Origin of the sequence: Flavobacterium ginsenosidimutans, from assembly GCF_003254625.1 — a bacterium.
In the GTDB taxonomy this organism is placed as follows: Bacteria; Bacteroidota; Bacteroidia; order Flavobacteriales; family Flavobacteriaceae; genus Flavobacterium; species Flavobacterium ginsenosidimutans.
Genome location: NZ_QJRJ01000033.1, coordinates 1 through 560, shown reverse-complemented (window position 1 = coordinate 560; position 560 = coordinate 1). Strand labels below are relative to the sequence as shown.

General features: G+C 52.1%; 1 protein-coding gene. It reads left to right on the top strand.

Annotated elements, in window-relative coordinates:
• A partial coding sequence (locus DM444_RS00160) for a SprB repeat-containing protein (RefSeq protein ID WP_204251644.1) occupies positions 1–560 on the top strand: 560 nt, incomplete at both ends.

Genomic DNA, 560 nt, shown 5'->3' with positions numbered 1-560 from the left:
GCGCAGACAGATGTCACCTGCAATGGGGGAAATAACGGATCTGCTTCTGTAGCCGTAACTGGCGGAACAGGCGCCTACACCTATTCATGGGCTCCATCGGGAGGGACTGCAGCCACAGCGACTGGCCTATCTGCCGGAACCTATACCGTTACCATAACAGATGCCAATTTATGCACCAAGACAGAAAGCTTTACCATAACAGAACCTGATGCAATTACGGCTGCAATATCTAAAACCGATGTTTCCTGCAATGGCGGAGCTAATGGATCTGCTGCTGTAGCTGCTTCAGGCGGAACCGGTTCGTACACATATGCTTGGGCTCCTTCCGGAGGGACTGCCGCAGCCGCTTCCGGGCTTTCTGCCGGGACATACACTGTCACCATAACAGATGCAAATGGATGCTCTGCAGCAGAAACGGTAACTATAGATGAACCGGCTCTGCTTGCCGCTTCAATAGCAAAAACAGACGTTTTATGCAGTCAGGCAGATAACGGCACGGCTACAGTAACTGCCTCTGGAGGAACAGGCCCTTACACCTATTCATGGTCACCATCTGGAGG